The organism is Bacillus sp. MHSD_36 (assembly GCF_030757775.1).
Taxonomy (GTDB): Bacteria; Bacillota; Bacilli; order Bacillales; family Bacillaceae_G; genus Bacillus_A.
Window position 1 is genome coordinate 861497 of record NZ_JAVBIS010000001.1, and the last position, 15376, is coordinate 876872.

Here is a 15376-nt window from a genome sequence, read left to right on the forward strand (position 1 = left end):
TCAGCTTTTTTTATTCATAACATAAAGTAAAGCACCAATCGCACCGCTATTACCATCATCTTGTAAAAAAATAGGTGTTTTATTTTGATATTTTGTGTAGCTATGAATAATATTTTGAAGGTGTACGTTATTACATAGAGTGGAACCGATATAAATAATATGCTCAATGTTTTTTGTTTCGGCGAATTGAAGGCTTAATGCAGTAACGACTTCACCGACAAGTCCTTGTATAGTAGCAAGTATGTCTGAGCTATTATATTTTGATTCTGAAGTAACGGCTTTACCAAAATTGCTAGCAGTTAAGCTATTATCAATAGGTGAGAGAATGCCACCGTAAATATCTCCAACCGTAATATCTAGTTCTTTTCTAGATCCTACTTTTGTTAATGGAATCACATCTTCAAAATGATCTATATTTGTTAATAATTTTGAAAGCCCCATAATTGTACCGCCGCCAACACCAGTTCCACCAGCGCGAACATATTTGTCATTATAAACGTAATGAATGGAAGTACCTGTACCGATATTTGTTAAAATAAAGTTGTTTATATCATATTTTTCTTTTTTTAATATGTATCGGACACCTACAAGAGTAGCTTCAAATTCGTTGAGCTCTACTATTTTATATGAGTTTGAAAGTAGTTGCTGTAATTGTTTTGCTTTGCCACCTGTAATACATATTTTTTTTATACGAGTGTTTTTCTTAAGCCAATTTATTATTCTATCTTGTTCATTTGAATAGAATTTTTGAAAAGCTAATTGTTTTCGTTCGTCCAAATAAGCAATTTTCGTTAATGTTCCACCAGCATCGATACCGATAGTACTTTCCATCTTTCCGCCCCTAACCAAGTTATTTATTTACGCTGTTCATGTTAGTAAAACGAATTTGTAGAAGATAGAGCCCCTGTAGAATTACATCGTCTCTATTCTGCTTGATATATTAATAGTTTCTCTATAGTTACAATCGGTTGATCGTTAACAGTTGCAGTACCTTTACCGAGAATAAAACCTCGACGATTACGAGTTAGCTCATAATGTATATCCAGTTTATCACCGGGGTATGCTTTTCCGTGGAATTCAACCCCGTCTAATGAGGAGAGGAAGCCTAGCCCTTCAGAGTCATTAGTATGTACAAATGCACTAAGCTGAGCAAGCGCTTCTACAATTAACATATGAGGCATATGTTGTTGACTATCATTTATAAACCACTCGTTATTTGTAATTAGTTTATATCCTGTAACGGACTCACCATGTTTTACATTTGTTACGTTATCAATCATTACAAATGGATAACGATGGGGAAGTGTGTCTGTAATATGCATATGAAAATACCTCCAATGAATAATACCCCTGCTACAGTTAAGCAGGGGAGTTATCATTAATTTTTAACTAATTCATTTACTTTTTCAAGAGAAAAAATACCGCTATTTCTAATGTTTTCAACAACTTGTTGTAACACTTCTTTATCTTGAACAAGTGCAATACGTACAAAGCCTTCTCCGTGAGGTCCAAATGCATGACCTGGTGTAACAACGATATTCGCACGATCCATTAATGCATAAGCGAAATCTATAGAAGTCCAACCTCTTGGAATTTCGGCCCAGACAAACATACTACCCGCTGGTTTATCAACATTCCAACCAAATGTGCGGAATCCATCAACTAAAATATCTCTACGTTCTTGATAAATAACTCGATTTTTCTCACAAAAAGCAGCACCATTTCTTAGTGCAGCTGATGCTGCTTTTTGAATTGGTAAAAACACACCATAATCTGTATTGGATTTAAACTGAGTAAGTGCACGAATAATTTCTTCGTTTCCAATCATATATCCAATACGGCTACCTGCTAAACTATAACTTTTTGACAAAGAGTTGATTTCTACGCCAACTTCTTTAGCACCAGGTACAGAGAGGAAGCTAATTGGTTTTTTACCATCAAAATAAAATTCAGCATAAGCAAAATCATGGACAACGATAATATTATGCTTTTTCGCGAATGCGATTACCTCTTTAAAGAAATCTTCATGAGCCATTGCTGGAACCGGATTTCCTGGGAAGTTTAAAATCATCATCTTTGCTTGATCGGCAATTTCTTTAGGAATTAGCTCTAAGTTAGGTAAGAAATCATTATCTTTCTTTAAAGGCATGTAGTAAGATGTTGCACCAGCCATTTGAATTCCTGTTTCATAAGCTGTATATCCTGGATCAGGAACTAATATAATATCTCCCGGATTCGCATAAACCATAGGTAAATGAACGAGTCCGTCCTGTGACCCCATTAATAATAAAACTTCTTTATCGGCATTTAATATAACATTATGAGTGTTGTTGTAATATTCAGTTACAGCTTTGTGAAATTCTTGAATACCACTTAATGTGTATCCGTAGCTTTCTTTTTGATTTGCTGTATGTACCATTTCTTCTCTTACGAAATCAGCAGGTGGCATATCAGGATTCCCAATACTTAAATCAATCATTTTGTGACCTGCTGCAATCTTTTCTTTTTTATAGGCCCCTAATTCACTAAATATAGAAGATTGGAATGCTTTCATTCTAGTTGCTAACGTGTAAGTCATCAAAACCCCTCCTAAAAACAGTGTTTTCTTTCTACGTTTTTAATTATTCTGAAAACACATGAGTACATTTTATCATTTTTTTATGAAAATTAAAACGATTGACAAATTTAGAAGGAGGATTAGTCTTTTTTGAAAGGGGCGGTTAACTGAACTGTTTATTATATCTTTCTAGATGGTTTAGGATGTTTTGTAGTTTTTGTTAAGTATATCCCGCATATTTTGGATGAAAAAGTACACGAAAACGAGGCCTAATATACCACTAAGCCAATAGTATGAATTTCCTGTCGTGAATTTTTCATAAAATGAATATGCGTTCCATAGGATTAGGAGAATGGAACAGATTGTTGATACAATTAATGAACTTAAACTTCTCAAAAAAAGCACCTCACATTAAAATATTGTTATTGTATAATACTACATCTAAATTTAAAGATTTAAAAGTGGGAAATGTTTTTGGGGAGGTTTTGTAAAATAAAAATAACGCAGAAAATATTTTCTGCGTTTTATATGAAGTGTAATCATTTCTTTTTATAAGTACATAATTTTTCCACTGCATAAAAATATACGTTTAATTTGCCATCGTCAACTTGTAAAGTTTGATCCGATGTAAACGAGTTACCATAATCAATGTGATATACATTAGAATTTTTGACAAATGACCCCTTGTATAAATCTTCTTTTTTCTTCGTTGTTTGCATTTCTACTAAGTTTTGAACAATTTTTTCTTTCTTTTCTTCTTTTACAACTGTTTCAAATTTATAAGACGCAGGACAAAGACCATTTTTGTTGTCAATGACTTCCCAAGAACCATAAATATCATTATTGCTACATCCGCTAAGTAGAACGATGAATATAGGAATAATCAATAGAATTTTTTTCATTTTGTGCTCCTTTCATTTCGTTTTTAATAAACGTGCGAATACAATAGGGATATTGTAATAAATAAAGTTTAAATTTTTATAAAGAATTATTTAATTTCACATAAAAATTGGAGAAAGATGAGGTTTTTAAAATAAAAAGGCATGAATCGAATGTAATCCAGATTCATGCCTAGTGTACTATCTTATATTTTGTTTTCTGAGGATAAATGAAGCGGAAAGAAAAATGAAAATGCCGTTTAAAATATACACATTTACAATCGAAGAGGTTAGGTTAATTGCTCCAAAACTAGCATTATCGAAAATAGAAGTAAGTGCCGTAGTTGTCAAAAAAATAATAGGTGTTAGCAGTAAAAATACGAAGCCTGACACAATTCTTCTTTTAAAGCTATGTCTAGATAAGGAAATGGCTAAAAAGTTTAGGATGCTAAGCATAGCAATTACAAAAAGCAGGATAATTAATACTTGTATACCATCAGACATTTTCGCACCTCCAGTATATATCTGGTTAATATACTATATTGGAATGCAAAAAGGGGTACTCCTTTAAATAATTTCAATAAGCATAATAAAGAAGGTTTTATATAACAAAGAAGCATGAATTAATCTAATAATCCATGCTTCTTTAAGTATGTTATAAATTCGCAGATTGTGAAGGTTGTTTTTCATATTGTTTCTGTTTAGATAGCGATATGAAAATAATTAATAATGAAATAACACCGAAAATGAGTACCATATATTGCAGTCCAATCGTATCTAAGAAGAAACCTGTGCCGAGTAAAACGATTTGGAACATAACTCTCTCAAACATATTACGGAATGAGAAGAGGCGGCCGTGATAGCTTTTTTCCACTTTTGTTTGGAAGATTGTCGACATAATAGGGAAGAAGCAACCGACACTAAAACCAAACAAACCAAATGATGTAAGTGACACCCATTTTATATCGCTAAAGAACAACGAAAGGTGTGCAAAAGCGGTACAAACTGCGAAGAAATATAATAATTTTTCAGGTTTGAAATGGTCAGATAAACGTTTAATAACGAAAGCACCTAACATAAATGCGATACCTTCAATGGTATATATAAAGCCTTTAATCGTTGGATCATGTTGCATTTCACTTATGTTAATTACCATTAAATTAAATCCAGCTATAAATAATAGAGGGATAATACTTAATATAAGTGCTGTAAAAGCAATAGGAATTCCTTTTAATATACGAAATACTTCCATAAAGCTATTATCTTTTGCAGCTTGTTTACTTGGTGTTGTTGATTTCTTATCTTCGAATTGTAGGAAGAAAGTTGAGAGGAATAATAGAGCGTACGCTGCCATTGAGAAGGCGTACATATACTGTAAACTCATTACAACTAAAAGAATTCCACCTAGTGAAGTACCTGCAATACGAGCGATTGTACCTACATTCATATGTACGCCATTCATCTGTAATAATTCATGCTCACGTACGATGAGTGGGATTACAGATTGTAATGCAGGGAAATAAAATGCTGCTGAAATTTGAAGGGCAACCATAAATGCAATCATAAAGGCGATGCTTTCAAATTGGATAGCGAAAAACATGAAAATAACACTAATAACGCGACCGAACCCGGCATAAAGAAGAACTTTTTTCTTTTCATACTGATCAATTATGCGACCTGCCATAGGACCAACTAGAACACCAGCTAATAGTCCGATAAATAATATAACTGATTTCATGAAATCAGAAGGGACATATTTTTGCATAAATTCAAGGTTGCCAAGAATACCAAGCCATAACCCTAAACCAGCAATAAACTCCCCAATTAATACAATCCAAACATTTTTATTACGCCACATAATATAAAACCTCTCCGTCTTTTAAAATGAAAAATTCGTTTATAAAACCTCCTTATTTTATGTATTATTAGTAACGAACTTTTTTAGAGTCAGAGTCTATATTACGTGTTTCATCAGCCGATTTCAATCTTTTTGATTTGTCGAAAAATCGATGTGTTAGTTGATGGAATAAGTAATGAAAATGTAAAAAATTATGATGAAGTATCAATTGATAAGGACAAATAAATGGAAAATAAAAAAGCAAGAACGTACATACTACGTTCTTGCTTTTCTCAAGTACAAAATGAAATATTAGATTCCCTTAGCAGCATTTACGCTCTTGTCCAATAGCTAAAGCGCTAAAAGATAGAGGACCAACAACTTCTGCGCTTGCACCGCTAGTAAGGTTTTCTACAGTTAATGAATATTCGTGTGATCCACTGCTAACATTTTGATCTATAGCTTGAAATGTTTGAACGTAAAATTGTTCAGAACCTGTAGATTCAATGCCTACTTGTGTATTGAAAATTTCAGTGTTGTCACGGAAAATTCGGAATAAAATTTGTGAAATCTCAGTTATACCTTCTACACCAACTGTAGCAATTAATTCTACTCTATTATTACGTGAATCTCTACTTGAAATTCTCAATTTCAAATTTGCTAGAATTGCTTTATTTGGAGCAGCTGGGATTGCAAAAGTTGTTTCACCCGTTTTACTTATAGGCTGAGTAGCTTGATAGTCAATGATATGAGTCATATTCTTCACCTCCTCATATACTAAAATATGAAATTTACGATAAAATAGATTGGACAAATAATAGAAAGTTTTAAGAGAATTGAGCACAATTATTGAAAAGAGGAAGATTAAATGAAGGCATCAAGAAAATAACACAATTAGGTGATATTTTTCTTGATGCTTTTTGTAGTTATGCAGAATATTCTTCTTTGCGTACTTCAAAAAATTCATTTCGACGTAAGTAATTATAAACTTTCTCGGAAACCTCTTCTTCTTCATACATTAAGAAACGGTGATCAAAAGCATAGAATGATTGACCTTTAATTAATTTTACGTAGTAAATTTTACACACCTCCTTTAGCATAATTAGAACTTACCTAATATTATGATGGTCTATATGCTTGTGAATCATACTTAGAGTTTCAAAGGATAGAAGCTACGTAAATTGAATAAGCTTACAAAAATGTAATGTTGTTGTCATGTTTTCCGATAGTTAAAAATAACCAATCTCTTCTATACTACAAATAAGCTATAAAAAATAAGGGGGTAAAAAAGATGGATGAAGTGATTGGAGAAGTTGTAGCAGGTATTTGTGAATTTGTAGTTGAAGTAACAGCTGATGCTATTGGGAATTTAGTTTCCGGGAACGATGAGGAAAAAGAAAAAATATAATCATTTATAAAAGTATACAGATATTCAAAGTATCAAGGCTGACTTCTAAAAGGGAGTCAGATTTTTTATTTTTTACATTAAATTAACTGTATTTAAATATTTAAATGTTATTATATTGGTGAAACTCATAAAGGAGGTGAATAAATAAAGATGTCGAATTTAAGGTCTGATTTAACTGATTCTCGTTTAATTGTGGCGAATGTGGAGGGAAAGGAATATCACTTTATTGTTCGTGAACATCCGATTGTAGGGGGAATTATATCGCTATTGGAAAATGGAAAAGAATATGGTTTAATAGATAAACAAACCGCGAATAAAAATAAATTTATTAAATCTGAGCTTACTAAATTAGAGTATTTTAACATAGATGTTCTATACCATACACCTGGTTGGATATGGGTTGGCATGGATCAATTTGGTTTACTACATGCTCGTGAGGCTACTTATAACGAAATAGACTTTATTATGAAGTTAAAAGTGGATTTATATTATATAGATGCATATAAAAAAGTAAAAATGTAATAGATATTTAATTAGGTTAGGGGACAAGTTCCCGTAGCCTTTTTTGTTTCATAATAAAACGTAAAATCTATATTAGATTGATAATACGATAGCATAGTAAGAAATGAGTCGAAAAGAGGATTTGAAAATACATAAAGAGAACTTTAATTATTACATGAATCCTATATGTAAATAACAATAGAAAGAAGATGATAAAATGAGTAAAGAAGAACTTGTGAAACAACAGTTTGGTAATAATGCGGAAAAGTATGTGAAAAGTAAAATTCATGCTAAAGGGCCGGATTTACAATATGTAGTTCAACAAGTTGAGTCTCGTCATAATAATCGCCTTCTTGATATTGCTACTGGCGGAGGACATGTTGCGAATGTATTAGCTCCATTGTTTCAAGAAGTAGTCGCTTTAGACTTAACAGAAAAAATGTTAGAGAATGCGAAAAATTTCATTATAAGTAATGGACATGAAAATGTATCTTTTGTCGCTGGAAATGCTGAAAGTTTACCGTTTTCTGATTGTTCATTTGATACGATAACATGCCGAATTGCAGCACATCATTTTACGAATCCAGCTCAGTTTGTTTATGAAGTAAATCGGACGTTAGAAGATAATGGAGTGTTTATTTTAATAGATAATGTTTCACCGGAAAATAATGAATATGATACATTTTATAATTTTATAGAAAAAAAGCGGGATCCAAGTCATGAACGAGCGTTGAAAAAAACAGAATGGATTACCTTGTTAGAAAAAAATGGTTTGCAAATGCAGTCATGTCTTACTTTTGACAAGAAATTTGAATTTGACTGGTGGTGCGATATGATGAATGTACCGTTGCAGAAACGTATGAAGTTAACAGAATGCATGATGAAAACACCAGTTGAAATGCAAGAATTCTTTCATATTCAAATTGAAAATAATAAAATAAATTCGTTTTATACCGAAATGGCACTGTTTGTATGTAAAAAAAGCGCGACATTAAAAAGATAAATTTCTTGCAGTCTTTTCAAAGTACGTTATACTTAGTACAGAGAAAATGAGAATTGAGGAAAAGTAATAATGATTCGCGTACGCATTGAAGGAACTGAAGAAGAAATGCTTGAATTTATGGAGAAAATGCCAGACATTCCTGGATTTGAAAAAACACATATGAGAGAACCGAGAAAAGGGAATAATCCAAAATACGATTCAAGTAAAAATGTATTAGCATATTTATCATATAAAAAGATCGAAGTCGCCAATAAATAGGCGACTTTTTTAGTTTGCACTGTTTCACAGCCTTGTCTTTTTTACATAATAATAATAGTAGCTTGTGATGAAGAGGGGTGAGGATAGTTAATAAGAAAATCATCTTTTTTGGAGACTTTGGTATTGACGATGCGGTGGCTTTAATATATGCAAATAAGACATGTAAATTAGATATTTTAGGTATTGTTGCTGAATATGGAAATGTATCGCGAGAAATCGTAACGGAAAATGTATATTTTTTAGAAAGATACTATGCTACAGAAGTAAAAATCATTGAGGGTGCAGCGAGGCCAATGACTGCTGAAGAACCTTTGTTCTTCCCCGAAATTCATGGGGAACACGGCTTAGGCCCAATTATTCCACCTGATATGAGGATTTGTAAACGAGAAAATTTTTGTGAATTAATTAAATTAATTGAACCTTGTCCAGAAGATATTATTATCGTAGCGACAGGACGATTAACAACTTTGGCGACGTTATTTTTATTATATCCAAATGTAATGGATAAGATATGTTCTTATTATATTATGGGAGGTGCGTTTTTATTTCCTGGTAACGTTACTCCTGTATCAGAAGCAAATTTTTATGGAGATCCAATTGCCGCAAATATTGTAATGAAATATGCAAAGAATGCGACTATTTTTCCGTTAAATGTAACGCAAGAAGCCCTCATTACTCCTGAAATGGTGGATATTATTAATAAAGAAGGAACAGGACAAGCGAAACTTATTAAACCAATGATTGATTTTTATTATGAGAACTTTTATAAAAAAGAATACCCGGGTATTGCTGGAAGTCCAATTCATGATTTACTTCCGTTCATTTCCTTTATTAATGATGATATTTTTGAATATAAAAAGTCAGCAGTTTGGATCAGTACGACAAATGACGTAACTAGAGGACAAAGTGTGGCAGATTTTAGAAAAATAGCCGAGCCAACAACATTTGATAATAGACCAATTCAAAAAATTGCAGTTGGTTTTAACTATCCTGCATTTAAAGAAGAGTTTATGCGGACAATATTAAAGCCTGACTGTCCTTAATATGTGTATTATGAATAACATCAACCTCGAGTCGAAAAACTGGCGTTCATTATTTTGAAATAATCTAATAGTTGATTTGTATGAATAACTACTGAAAAATGTAACATAACTAATGGTAAGCAATTGTTTCTAATTATATTTTGATTGGTAAAATATAAAGGAGGTTATTATATGATTTGGTCTTTAATCGTTGGTGGTATATTAGGATGGCTTGCGAGCTTAATTACTGGAAAGGACGTACCTGGTGGTGTAATTGGTAATATTATTGCTGGTATTATCGGTTCTTGGGTTGGTTCGAAATTACTTGGTAGTTTTGGTCCAGTCATTGGCGGATATGCAATTATTCCAGCTTTAATCGGTGCGATCATTTTAATTTTCATCGTAAGCTTCTTATTACGAGCAATGCGAAAATGAATGTAAGGACTGTTTACATTTGTAAGCAGTCCTTTTTATATGTTATGCTAGTATTATACAATCAGGAGGTGTCAGCATTGAAAACATTTACAGTAAATTTCCATCAAGAAGATAATGCTAAAGCGACAACAGTACATAAATTAAGTGAAGAGGACTTCAATAAAGCAACAGAAAAAGGCACTCGTCATCTATTTGATTTAGATACAAACGTTGGATTCTTCGTATTCTTTGACGCAGAAGATGCAGAAGGAAACGATCAATACTTAATGTTACAATACGAAGGCGATCATGAAGAGCCAACTGCGTGCTACGGATTTGATTTAAAACTATACTATCAATTTTTAGCATTATACTTAAATGATCTTGAGTTCCAAGGTGAAACAGATGAAGAAGAGGAAGAGTATGGCCCAATTCATCATTTAGCTCACTTACTTTATCATATTGTTGAAGATGGTAAGTCAATCGAAGTGTAAAAATACATATGTAAAGCTGTCCTTTTGGGCAGCTTTTTTCATTTTCTAAAGCAAAATATACAAATTGGATTTCTGATGGTGATAGATGGTTTGATTAAACAGAAAAAGCAACAAAGAAAGCTCATCTTTCTTTGTTGCTTTTTCTATATTTAAGGCAGGATTGTAGTGTAATTGGCGAGAAGGGGTATATAAGGAGATGGGAAAAATGATAAATAATACAATTCCAAGTTTTTTAAAATTATGGGAAAGTGACGATGTTGAATTAGAAATTCTTAATCAATATTTCATTTCACATCCTGAGGTATTTGAAGAATACTTTAAGTATCATTGTCCTAAAACGAGAGAACGTCTTTCTACTGCCATTAAACAATATCCCGCAAAAATAGAAGGTATTCATATCATTGCAGAAACATTACCGATTATTATTCAAGAGATAACGAATGAATATCATAATAAATATAACTTTGATGTAAATATGAAGTTTCATTTATTTGTTGGAGCTTTTGGCTCTAATGCATTTGTAGAAAGGGAAATCATTGGAGACGTATTTTTTGCGGCAGAAAAATTATCTCCAGATGTAAATCACCTTCGTGTTATTGTTGCTCATGAAATAGGCCATATATATCATAATGTTATGTTACAAAAAGATGGGATGGATTGGACAAAAGCTGAGTGGACTGACGCAGCAGTTACTTTGTATCGTGAAGGTGTAGCAACATATTTATCAAAGCAAATTATGAAAGATGTAAATGAATCAGTATACTACTCATATAACGATGATGGTGAACGTTGGTTACAATGCTATATAGAAAATGACGAACATATAAAGAAACGTTTTTTGGCAGATTATATAGAAGGATGGACGTTCGAAAAAGAGAAAGAGTGGTTCCGGTTATCTGGCGGACAATACTTTGGATACAACCGACTTGGTTATTTTTTAGGAACAGCTTTTGTAGAGGATGTTGTACAAGCACTAGGAGAAAGTGAAACATTTACTTTTTGGAACAAATATAATTTGAAAAGTAGCGTAATGGATTGGTTATCAAAATGATTAGGGTTACTATAGGGGGCTGAAATGTATGAAAGTGTATATAAAGTTAGTTATATTATTTCTCGCTTTTACATGTCTATTTGCATTAGCAGCATGTAAAGAAACAGAAGAAAAAAAGGAAACAAACCCAATATCGGAAAATAGTAAAAATGAACATAATAATTCTGCAGAAGAAAAGAAAGAACCTGATGCAAAATCAAATAATGAAGGATCAACAAAATCAGGTACAGATTCACGCTCGAAAGATACAGTAATAAATCAAAAATCAATTAACTACGTTAAAGAATTGTTTGAATTAGCGAAAGAAGGAAAAGTACCTAACGTTCCGTTCGCAGCACATACAGGAGATATTGAAGAAATAGAAAAAGCGTGGGGAAAAGCAGATAAAACGGAACAAGCAGGAAATGGAATGTACGCTACCTTTACAAATAAAAATGTTTCCTTCGGTTTTAATAAAGGATCACAAGTTTTTGATGTACGCTCCTATCATGCTGAACTAAAATCAATTACATTACAAGATATAGAGAAAGCATTAGGAAAATCAACTGCAGTTAAGGTAAATGGGGAAGATACAATATATGTATATAAAGTAAACAATCAGTTTGAGCTGAAATTCATTATTCCAAAATCGACTGGTAAAGTAAATCATATTTCGGTATTTTCACCAGAGGATAGTATTAATAAAATGGCAGGCTAATAAAGAAAGGATGTCGCGAAAGTCTGGAGACTTTTGTGACATCCTTCTTTTTATTTTACTGATAAATGATAAGGAAAGCAGCCTATAAAGTATGAGGAGTGTGCTCCGAAAGGTCTTTTTTCATTTTATTACGTTCTACATTTTGAATAAACAGTGCTTGTATAATGCCTCCAGCTATTAAGAAACAAGCGCAAATATAAAATAGCATGCTACCGTTTAGTTTACTTAATAAAACAGCACCAATAACAGGACCGCACGTTCGAGATATATCCCAATGTAACCCGTAAATTGAAAAATACAATCCACGTTTATCTGTAGGAGCGATTTCTGAAACAAATCGAAGTAAATGGTTGAAAGCAATACTTTCTCCAATGACTAAAAAGAGTAATGTGAAAAAGAGTGACAAGATTGTTGCTGAAAACCCATAGCCAATTGCAGCTATTGTAAAGCAGGCGTAAGAAATAAGGATGATTTTCGTCATGGAAAATCGTTCAGACCATTTTACAAGGAAAATTTGCAGAATGATTTCCATAATAGCTTTGCATGTTGAAATAAAAGCAAGCATGAATACGAAATCTGGAAATATATCTTTAACGAAAATGCGATAATTTGTCTCAGTTTGAGCATAAAAAAAACTAATAGGAAGTGTAGAAATCATAAGTCCTAAAACGACGTAATGTTTGTATACAAATTGTTTTGGAGATGATACTTCAAATTTTTGTTTTGGCGTTGTAAGTACTGGAGCAGTTTCGGGAAGCTGTGTCCATACAACTACTGCATATATCATAAGTGTAATGCTTTGCATTATAAATAAATATTCAGGGTGAGTACGATAAAAGATAGCACCAATTATTGGACCGATTACGGTACCAATTGCAGCCATCGTATGCAAAAGAGCAAAAATTTCTGCTTGTTGCTTTTGCTTTGTTAAATCAGCAATTTGTGCACGTTGAGCGGGAATATATAAGGAACGGCCAACCCCATTTATGACGTATAACAATGCAAATATAAAAACAGAGTGAGCAAAGACGAAGCTGCCGATTGCAACGCCTTGCAGCAATAAGCCGAGTAACATAATTTTCTTTCGCCCATATTTATCAGTCACTCCTCCAGCAATAAGTGTAAATACAATGTCTGAGAGAGGTTGTAGACCGAAAATGAGCATGGTGATTATTATATTACCGTTTAACATTTTATTAACGTAAATAATCATAATAAGAGCTAACATAGATTCAGTCGTTCGGGTTAATAATTCGCCGCACAGTCTAATAATAATGGGTTTATTATAACGTAGTATAAGATTGTTCAATATTGATTCCTCCTTTCTATATTGAAATGATAAGATGAAAGGAGAAATGGAAAAAGGGTAGAAACAAAAGGGGTTATTTTTCACCTTTTAGGGGGAGTATGATGTTTATTTTAGATCAATATATTGAACTATGGTGTATCCATGGTAAAGGGAGACAAGAAGGAGAACAATTAGAAGTAACCGTACAAATGATAGCAAAAACACTATTTTGTACGGAGCGTAATAGTAAATTAATTATAAAAAGATTAGAAGAATTACGTTGGATTGCTTGGTTTCCAGGGCGAGGGAGAGGGAATCGTTCTAAATTAATCTTTCAAATGCAACCGATGACACTAATTTTAGAGAGAGGAAAAGAACTAACGAAAAAAGGAGATGTGAAAAGTGGAATTTCATTTGTGGAACGCTACAGCTCACAATTTCCTTTAGTAAAGAAAGAGTATGAAGCTTGGGTAGATTCCATATTTGGTCATCAAATAGAACGGACACCTGAAGGAAGGAAAGATGTCCTTCGTTTGCAAGTACAAATGAATTTGGACATTGCTTTAGATCCAGTTTACGCTACAATGCGCTCAGAATGTCATATGGTTAAACATATTTTTGATACACTTGTATATGTAAACGAAGAAACAAACTCTATAGAACCAAGGATTGCTTTTCATTGGGAATTTGATGATGCAGAAAAGGTATGGACTTTTTATTTACGAAAAGGAGTTCATCTTCATAATGGAAAACGACTTACCGCACATCATGTTATACATTCATTGAATCGATTTATGAAAGCTGAAAACAACCCACATGCATGGATGTTGCAACATGTTGAAAATGTCCGTGCGGTGGATGAATATGTTGTTGAAATTCGATTACATACGGAAAATAAGATGTTTTTACATATGCTCAGCGCAGAACAGTGTTCTATCGTACATGAAGATGAAGCAGGAAACTTCATTGGTACAGGGCCTTTTTCATTAAGGGAGAAGAATGCAAATCTATTTGTACTAGAAGCACATGATTTCTATTATCGCGAAAGACCTTTCCTTGACCGAATTGAACTATTGAATGTGGAGCGAAGTGTATATACATATGACGTGTTAGTAAAGGCGCAGTATAAAGATAAAGAAAAACATAATAAAGAAATTTCTCGGCTTGAATCGAACGTGACATATGTAACGTGTAATCTTGTAAAAGAAGGGCCAATGCAAGATGAGCTATTGCGAAAGGCGCTACATCAAATTATTCATGGCGATAAAATTGTTCAACAACTTAGCGGAGAACGTGGAGAAGTAGCGAAGAAACTAATATTAGCAAATGAAAGCATAGTAGAAATTGAGGAAGATATAGAAAGTTTAATTAAGAGAAGTATGTATCATAATGAAGTGCTACAACTCTATACATTTACAGGACGAGATCACGTTGAAGATGTACAATGGATACAAAAGGAGTGTGCGAAGTACGGGATTCGTGTAGAAACTAATTTTCTTGACATAGAAGAGTTATTGGAAATAAGTACGATACAGAAGGCTGATATGATGCATGATAGTGCAACTATTAGCGAACGAATTGAAGATAGTCTGCTATATATGTTTCTTACAAGAAATAGTTTTATTCATGGGCAAAGCAGCATGGACTTTCATAAAACGTTGTCCTCTTATTTTAAACAAGAACAATTAGAGAATAGAGTTACATTGTTACGTGAAATTGAAGACACTTTGTTACGTCACATTCATATTATTCCTTTATACCGTAACAAACAACAAGTAACTTCTCATGAAAAAGTACAAAATATAATGATTAATTCACAAGGCTGGATTGATTTTTATGACATATGGTTTACAAGTTGATATATAAGGGTTGTTACGCATTTTATAAGATGCGTAACAACCCTGTTTTTTTGTGTGAAACAGGGTTGTTTTACACATTGTTACGCTACTTATGAGAAAAGTCTATTTA

Annotated in this window: 19 protein-coding genes; 9 read left to right on the forward strand and 10 right to left on the reverse strand. The window is 32.7% G+C overall.

Annotated elements, in window-relative coordinates; genetic code table 11:
- The 9 genes from coaW to Q9B79_RS04485 form a co-directional block, all read right to left on the reverse strand.
- Window positions 1-831: a type II pantothenate kinase gene (coaW, locus tag Q9B79_RS04445; protein ID WP_306182774.1), complete on the reverse strand. Its 831-nt coding sequence runs from the start codon at window positions 829-831 to the stop codon at window positions 1-3.
- A 92-nt stretch (window positions 832-923) separates the two neighbouring features.
- The gene (locus tag Q9B79_RS04450; RefSeq protein WP_306182775.1) at window positions 924-1322 is read right to left on the reverse strand and encodes a 3-hydroxyacyl-ACP dehydratase FabZ family protein; all 399 of its coding nucleotides are present in this window, start codon (window positions 1320-1322) and stop codon (window positions 924-926) included.
- 56 nt (window positions 1323-1378) lie between these two features.
- Window positions 1379-2578 (reverse strand): LL-diaminopimelate aminotransferase, encoded by a 1200-nt coding sequence (locus tag Q9B79_RS04455; protein WP_306182776.1) that lies wholly within the window; start codon window positions 2576-2578, stop codon window positions 1379-1381.
- Window positions 2579-2755: 177 nt separating this feature from the next.
- Entirely contained in the window at window positions 2756-2962 is a 207-nt protein-coding gene (locus tag Q9B79_RS27060) for a DMT family transporter (RefSeq protein ID WP_479688753.1), read from the reverse strand.
- 134 nt (window positions 2963-3096) lie between these two features.
- Window positions 3097-3459 (reverse strand): hypothetical protein, encoded by a 363-nt coding sequence (locus Q9B79_RS04465; protein ID WP_306182777.1) that lies wholly within the window; start codon window positions 3457-3459, stop codon window positions 3097-3099.
- 177 nt (window positions 3460-3636) lie between these two features.
- On the reverse strand, window positions 3637-3939 hold the full coding sequence (locus Q9B79_RS04470) for a hypothetical protein (protein ID WP_306182778.1): 303 nt from the start codon (window positions 3937-3939) through the stop codon (window positions 3637-3639).
- Window positions 3940-4090: 151 nt separating this feature from the next.
- Entirely contained in the window at window positions 4091-5293 is a 1203-nt protein-coding gene (locus Q9B79_RS04475) for an MFS transporter (protein ID WP_306182779.1), read from the reverse strand.
- Between the two features lie 301 nt (window positions 5294-5594).
- On the reverse strand, window positions 5595-6029 hold the full coding sequence (exsC, locus tag Q9B79_RS04480) for an exosporium protein ExsC (protein ID WP_306182780.1): 435 nt from the start codon (window positions 6027-6029) through the stop codon (window positions 5595-5597).
- 169 nt (window positions 6030-6198) lie between these two features.
- Window positions 6199-6351, reverse strand: a complete 153-nt coding sequence (locus tag Q9B79_RS04485; RefSeq protein ID WP_074610053.1) for a YqbF domain-containing protein — start codon at window positions 6349-6351, stop codon at window positions 6199-6201.
- Between the two features lie 479 nt (window positions 6352-6830).
- On the opposite strand from Q9B79_RS04485, the gene Q9B79_RS04490 reads away from it, so the two are divergent.
- From Q9B79_RS04490 to Q9B79_RS04525, 8 genes are all read left to right on the forward strand, one after another.
- Window positions 6831-7202: a hypothetical protein gene (locus Q9B79_RS04490; RefSeq protein ID WP_306182781.1), complete on the forward strand. Its 372-nt coding sequence runs from the start codon at window positions 6831-6833 to the stop codon at window positions 7200-7202.
- Between the two features lie 196 nt (window positions 7203-7398).
- A complete protein-coding gene (locus tag Q9B79_RS04495) occupies window positions 7399-8184 on the forward strand; it encodes a class I SAM-dependent methyltransferase (RefSeq protein ID WP_306182782.1) in 786 nt (261 codons plus the stop codon).
- A 69-nt stretch (window positions 8185-8253) separates the two neighbouring features.
- On the forward strand, window positions 8254-8442 hold the full coding sequence (locus Q9B79_RS04500) for a DUF3970 family protein (RefSeq protein WP_000621879.1): 189 nt from the start codon (window positions 8254-8256) through the stop codon (window positions 8440-8442).
- 77 nt (window positions 8443-8519) lie between these two features.
- A complete protein-coding gene (locus tag Q9B79_RS04505; protein ID WP_306182783.1) occupies window positions 8520-9485 on the forward strand; it encodes a nucleoside hydrolase in 966 nt (321 codons plus the stop codon).
- A gap of 171 nt (window positions 9486-9656) precedes the next feature.
- On the forward strand, window positions 9657-9899 hold the full coding sequence (locus Q9B79_RS04510) for a GlsB/YeaQ/YmgE family stress response membrane protein (RefSeq protein ID WP_000638306.1): 243 nt from the start codon (window positions 9657-9659) through the stop codon (window positions 9897-9899).
- A 77-nt stretch (window positions 9900-9976) separates the two neighbouring features.
- The gene (locus Q9B79_RS04515) at window positions 9977-10372 is read left to right on the forward strand and encodes a hypothetical protein (protein WP_000847587.1); all 396 of its coding nucleotides are present in this window, start codon (window positions 9977-9979) and stop codon (window positions 10370-10372) included.
- A 205-nt stretch (window positions 10373-10577) separates the two neighbouring features.
- On the forward strand, window positions 10578-11423 hold the full coding sequence (locus Q9B79_RS04520; protein ID WP_306182784.1) for an aminopeptidase: 846 nt from the start codon (window positions 10578-10580) through the stop codon (window positions 11421-11423).
- Window positions 11424-11451: 28 nt separating this feature from the next.
- Window positions 11452-12120 carry a YjgB family protein gene (locus Q9B79_RS04525; RefSeq protein WP_306182785.1) on the forward strand — a complete coding sequence of 223 codons (669 nt, stop codon included), beginning with the start codon at window positions 11452-11454 and terminating at the stop codon, window positions 12118-12120.
- 82 nt (window positions 12121-12202) lie between these two features.
- On the opposite strand, the gene Q9B79_RS04530 is transcribed toward Q9B79_RS04525, so the two are convergent.
- Complete coding sequence (locus tag Q9B79_RS04530; RefSeq protein WP_306182786.1) at window positions 12203-13429, reverse strand: MDR family MFS transporter; 1227 nt, start codon at window positions 13427-13429, stop codon at window positions 12203-12205.
- A gap of 101 nt (window positions 13430-13530) precedes the next feature.
- Here Q9B79_RS04530 and Q9B79_RS04535 point away from each other — a divergent pair, with 101 nt between their 5' ends.
- Entirely contained in the window at window positions 13531-15267 is a 1737-nt protein-coding gene (locus tag Q9B79_RS04535; protein WP_306182787.1) for an ABC transporter substrate-binding protein, read from the forward strand.
- The last annotated feature ends 109 nt before the right edge of the window (window positions 15268-15376 follow it).

What these genes read in the sequence shown, in the direction of transcription:
- Q9B79_RS04450 (WP_306182775.1), bottom strand. Translation starts at nt 1,322, where the DNA reads ATGCATATTACAGACACACTTCCCCATCGTTATCCATTTGTAATGATT.
- coaW (WP_306182774.1), bottom strand. Translation starts at nt 831, where the DNA reads ATGGAAAGTACTATCGGTATCGATGCTGGTGGAACATTAACGAAAATT.
- Q9B79_RS04465 (WP_306182777.1), bottom strand. Translation starts at nt 3,459, where the DNA reads ATGAAAAAAATTCTATTGATTATTCCTATATTCATCGTTCTACTTAGC.
- exsC (WP_306182780.1), bottom strand. Translation starts at nt 6,029, where the DNA reads ATGACTCATATCATTGACTATCAAGCTACTCAGCCTATAAGTAAAACG.
- Q9B79_RS04490 (WP_306182781.1), top strand. Translation starts at nt 6,831, where the DNA reads ATGTCGAATTTAAGGTCTGATTTAACTGATTCTCGTTTAATTGTGGCG.
- Q9B79_RS04475 (WP_306182779.1), bottom strand. Translation starts at nt 5,293, where the DNA reads ATGTGGCGTAATAAAAATGTTTGGATTGTATTAATTGGGGAGTTTATT.
- Q9B79_RS04495 (WP_306182782.1), top strand. Translation starts at nt 7,399, where the DNA reads ATGAGTAAAGAAGAACTTGTGAAACAACAGTTTGGTAATAATGCGGAA.
- Q9B79_RS04470 (WP_306182778.1), bottom strand. Translation starts at nt 3,939, where the DNA reads ATGTCTGATGGTATACAAGTATTAATTATCCTGCTTTTTGTAATTGCT.
- Q9B79_RS04520 (WP_306182784.1), top strand. Translation starts at nt 10,578, where the DNA reads ATGATAAATAATACAATTCCAAGTTTTTTAAAATTATGGGAAAGTGAC.
- Q9B79_RS04525 (WP_306182785.1), top strand. Translation starts at nt 11,452, where the DNA reads ATGAAAGTGTATATAAAGTTAGTTATATTATTTCTCGCTTTTACATGT.
- Q9B79_RS04500 (WP_000621879.1), top strand. Translation starts at nt 8,254, where the DNA reads ATGATTCGCGTACGCATTGAAGGAACTGAAGAAGAAATGCTTGAATTT.
- Q9B79_RS04510 (WP_000638306.1), top strand. Translation starts at nt 9,657, where the DNA reads ATGATTTGGTCTTTAATCGTTGGTGGTATATTAGGATGGCTTGCGAGC.
- Q9B79_RS04535 (WP_306182787.1), top strand. Translation starts at nt 13,531, where the DNA reads ATGTTTATTTTAGATCAATATATTGAACTATGGTGTATCCATGGTAAA.
- Q9B79_RS04455 (WP_306182776.1), bottom strand. Translation starts at nt 2,578, where the DNA reads ATGACTTACACGTTAGCAACTAGAATGAAAGCATTCCAATCTTCTATA.